The sequence below is a fragment of the Cellulomonas algicola genome (genome assembly GCF_003851725.1).
Lineage (GTDB): Bacteria > Actinomycetota > Actinomycetes > Actinomycetales > Cellulomonadaceae > Cellulomonas > Cellulomonas algicola.
Genome location: NZ_BHYL01000437.1, coordinates 1 through 4,183, shown reverse-complemented (window position 1 = coordinate 4,183; position 4,183 = coordinate 1). Strand labels below are relative to the sequence as shown.

The 4,183-nt window shown below is 74.0% G+C and carries 4 protein-coding genes; 3 read left to right on the top strand and 1 reads right to left on the bottom strand.

Annotated features, from left to right (window positions below; all coding sequences use genetic code 11):
* The 3 genes from CTKZ_RS20500 to CTKZ_RS20490 all read left to right on the top strand — a co-directional run.
* Positions 1–1,790 (top strand): MDR family MFS transporter (locus CTKZ_RS20500; RefSeq protein ID WP_124344630.1); only part of this gene is annotated, 1,790 nt, incomplete at its 5' end.
* 62 nt (positions 1,791–1,852) lie between these two features.
* Complete coding sequence (locus CTKZ_RS20495) at positions 1,853–2,365, top strand: QcrA and Rieske domain-containing protein (RefSeq protein ID WP_124344629.1); 513 nt, start codon at positions 1,853–1,855, stop codon at positions 2,363–2,365.
* A gap of 5 nt (positions 2,366–2,370) precedes the next feature.
* On the top strand, positions 2,371–2,811 hold the full coding sequence (locus CTKZ_RS20490; RefSeq protein ID WP_124344628.1) for a hypothetical protein: 441 nt from the start codon (positions 2,371–2,373) through the stop codon (positions 2,809–2,811).
* A gap of 109 nt (positions 2,812–2,920) precedes the next feature.
* Here CTKZ_RS20490 and CTKZ_RS20485 read toward each other — a convergent pair.
* The coding region (locus CTKZ_RS20485; RefSeq protein ID WP_235843585.1) for a dihydrolipoamide acetyltransferase family protein at positions 2,921–4,183 on the bottom strand (1,263 nt) is incomplete at its 5' end.

The window sequence follows — 4,183 nt, the reverse complement described above, 5'->3', positions numbered from 1 at the left end:
CCACGTTCCACGCCCCGACCCACCGGGAGATCCGCACGATCCTCGGCGGGCTCATGCTGGGCATGTTCCTGGCGGCGCTCGACCAGACGATCGTCGCGACGTCGATCCGCACGATCGGCGACGACCTGCACGGCCTGTCGCTGCAGGCGTGGGTGACGACGGCGTACCTGCTCACGGCGACGATCTCGACGCCGTTGTACGGCAAGCTCTCCGACATCTACGGCCGCAAGCCGTTCTACCTGCTGGCGATCGGGCTGTTCGTCACGGGCTCGCTGCTGTCCGGCACCGCGGGGTCGATGTACGAGCTCGCGATGTTCCGCGGGCTGCAAGGGCTGGGCGCGGGCGGTCTCATGGCGCTGGCCATCACGATCCTCGGCGACCTGGTCGCGCCACGGGAGCGCGCGCGGTACCAGGGGTACTTCCTCGCGGTGTTCGGCACGTCGTCGGTGCTCGGGCCGGTCATCGGCGGGTTCTTCGCGGGTGCCGACGAGATCCTGGGGATCACCGGGTGGCGGTGGGTGTTCCTGGTGAACGTGCCGATCGGCGTCCTCGCGTTCGTGGTGATCTGGCGGGTGCTGCACCTGCCGCCGCTGCAGCGGGTCGAGCACCGCATCGACTGGCCGGGCGCGCTCGCGCTCGTGGTCGCGCTGGTGCCGTTGCTGGTCGTCGCCGAGCAGGGCCGCGAGTGGGGCTGGTCGTCGACGCGCTCGATCGGCTGCTACGTGACGGGCGCCGTCGGGCTGCTGCTGTTCTGGCTCGCGGAGCGGCGCGCCCGGCAGGACGCGATCCTCCCGCTCTACCTGTTCCGCAACCGGACGTTCGGCGTGGGCGCGGCCGCCAACGTCGTCATCGGCCTCGGCATGTTCGGCGGGCTCGCGACGCTGCCGCTGTACCTGCAGATCGTCCGCGGCCAGACGCCGACCGAGGCCGGCCTCACGCTCATCCCGTTCACCGTCGGGATCATGTCGGGGTCCGTCATCGCCGGTCAGACGACCGCCCGGACCGGACGGTACAAGGTGTTCCCCGTCATCGGGACGATGCTCATGGTCGTCGGCGCGCTGCTGTTCTCGCGGCTCGCGGTCGAGACGCCGTTCTGGCAGATCTTCGCGGCGTCGGTCGTGTTCGGCCTGGGCCTGGGCCTGACGATGCAGCCGCTCGTGCTCGCGGTGCAGAACGCGGTCGCGATCCGCGACATGGGCGTCGCGACGTCGTCGTCGCTGTTCTTCCGGCAGATGGGCGGCACGCTCGGGACGGCCGTCTTCCTGTCGATCCTGTTCTCGACGGTCGGCGGCAACATCCGCGACGCGTTCGCCCGCCTGCTCCCGACGCCCGAGCTCCAGGCCGCGCTCACCGACCGTGCCGTGCTGAGCAACCCCGCGAACGCCGCGGTGGCCGACGCGATCCAGGGCAGCGGGTCGCTGCCGTCGCTCGACGACTCGTCGTTCATCGGCTCGCTCGACCCACGGCTCGCGCAGCCGTTCCTCGAGGGCTTCGCGCAGTCCGTCGACCTGGTGCTGCTGATCGCCGCCTGCATCATGGTCGTCGGCGTGGTCCTGACGATCCTGCTGCCCGAGCTGCCGCTGCGGACCGTGTCCGGCATCGAGGGGCGCCTGGCCGAGAGCGAGGGCACCACGCCGCCCGCCGCCGACCCGGACGTCGAGACGCCGCGCACCGCGGGCGGCCCCGTCACGGCGATCGGCGGGGTCACCGCGACCGTCGCGGACGCCGACGCGGCCCGCCGCGAGGCCGCCGCCGCACCCGGTGCGCACACCGACCTGCCGGAACGCTGAACCTCCCGACGCGTGCCACCGTTGAACCGGTGACACGACGGAGCCCAGCACCGGAGGCCGCGATGCCGCAGATCCAGGAGTCCCCCGCCCTCTCCACCGACGCCCCCGCCGCCGCGCACGCGTGCGGCGGATGCCTCGACCGCAGGCAGGTGCTGCAGCGCGCCGGTCTCGTGACGATGGGCGTCGCCGCCGCGGGCGTGCTCGCCGCCTGCTCGTCGGGCGGGTCCGGCGACGGCGGGTCAGGGGGCGGTGGTGGCGGCGGGTCGACACCCGCGGCCGACGGCGCGCTCGCGCAGGTCTCCGACATCCCCGTGGGCGGCGCGATCTCCGCGACCGGCGCCGACGGCAAGCCGATCCTCCTCGTGCAGCCCGAGGTCGGGACCGTCGTGGCCCTGTCCGCGGTCTGCACCCACCAGGGCTGCACGGTCGTCGTCGACGGCGACGAGCTCAGCTGCCCCTGCCACGGCTCGGTGTTCGACCTGACCGGCACGAACGTGTCCGGCCCGGCACCCGAGCCGCTCCCCCCTGTCGAGGTGCACGTCGCCGACGGCGCCGTGCTGCCCGGGAAGGCGTGACCGCCATGACCGCTCCCACCACCGGCACCCCGCGCACGGTCGCGGGTCGCCGCCCCATCGCGCTCGGCCTGCGCGTCGTGCTGGCCGTGTGCGTGGTCGCGTCCGCCGTCGTCCACCTGATCCTGTGGAACGACGGCATGAAGAACGTCGACGTCGTCGGCCAGGCGTTCCTGCTCAACGGCGTCGCCGGCCTCGTGCTCGGCGTGCTGCTGCTCGTCTGGCGGTCCGTGTGGCCGCTGCTCGGCGCGATCGCGTTCGGCGCCGCGACGCTCGGCGCGTTCGTCGTCGCGACGACCGTCGGGCTGTTCGGCGTGCACTCGCGCTGGGAGGGCACGAACGAGTGGATCTCCGCGATCACCGAGGCGCTGGCGATCGTCCTCGGCATCGTCGCGATCGTCGTCGAGCGACGCCTGGTCGCGACCGCTCAGCCGCTCGCGTCCACCTGACGACCCGGCGGTTCACCGGCCGGCACCGCACGTCCGCCGGCCTCGTCGTCGCTCGCGCGGAAGGTCCGTCGCGCCGGGTGTGACGGACCTTCCACGCCAGGTGCGTCCGTCAGCCCCAGACGAGTCCCTGCGCGGGGTCGGCCAGCACCGACGCGACGTCGGCGAGCACCCGCGCGCCGAGCTCGCCGTCGACGAGACGGTGGTCGAACGACAGCGCGAGCTGCGTGACGTGCCGCGGCTTGACCTTGCCCTTGTGCACCCACGGCTGGAGCCGGATCGCGCCGAACGCGAGGATCCCGGCCTCGCCGGGGTTGAGGATCGGCGTGCCCGTGTCGATGCCGAAGACGCCGACGTTGGTGATCGTGATGGTCCCGTCGGCCATGTCCGACGGCGACGTGCGACCCGCGCGCGCGGTGGCCGTGAGCTCACCGAGCCCGCGCGCGAGCTCCAGCAGGCTCAGGCGGTGCGCGTCCTTGACGTTCGGGACGACGAGCCCGCGGGGGGTCGCGGCGGCGATGCCCAGGTTGATGTAGTGCTTGTAGACGATCTCCTGCGCGGCGTCGTCCCACGACGCGTTGATCTCCGGGTGGCGGCGCACCGCGAGCATGAGCGCCTTCGCCGCGATCAGCAGCGGCGTGACGCGCACGTCGGCGAACTCCTTCTCCCCGCGGAGCCGCTCGACGAGCCGCATCGTGCGCGTGACGTCGACCGTGTGGAAGACCGTGACGTGCGGGGCGGTGAACGCGCTGGTCACCATCGCCTCGGCGGTGCGCTTGCGCACCGACTTCACGGGGACGCGCGTCTGGCGGCCGTCGGGCGAGACCGTGCCGCTCGCGAGCCACGGCTTGTCGTCGCCGGGGTACGTCGCGAGCGTGCGCGCCTCGGCCTGCGCGGCGTGCGCGAGGACGTCCTCGCGCGTGACGATCCCGCCCGGGCCGGTCGGCGTCACGGAGTCGAGGTCGACGCCGAGCTCGCGGGCGAGCTTGCGCACCGGGGGCTTGGCGAGCGCGTGGGCCGACGCCCGCGACGTGCCGCCCGTGGTCGGGGAGACGGCACCGCCCGCGGACGTCCCGGTCGCCGCCGTGCCCGCTCCGCCCGCCGTCGAGGCCGCCGCTCCCGTCGGCGCGCCGCCGCGGGGACGACGCGTGGCACCCGGGTCCGCGAGGCCGTACCCGACGAGCACGGCCTGACGGCCCTCACCGGTCGACGTCGCGTCCGTCCCGGCCCCACCCGCTGCCGACGTCGTCGCGGCACTCGCGTGCGCGGTACCGGCCGTCCCGGCGGCGCCCGCTGTGGTCGTCGCCAGCCCGGCCGAGGTCCGCTCCGCAGGCGTGCCGCCGAGGCCCGCCGCCGCGCGCGCCGTGGTCGCGTC

Excerpts from the sequence above, each read along its gene's own strand:
- CTKZ_RS20490 (WP_124344628.1), top strand. The coding sequence starts at position 2,371 with ATGACCGCTCCCACCACCGGCACCCCGCGCACGGTCGCGGGTCGCCGC.
- CTKZ_RS20495 (WP_124344629.1), top strand. The coding sequence starts at position 1,853 with ATGCCGCAGATCCAGGAGTCCCCCGCCCTCTCCACCGACGCCCCCGCC.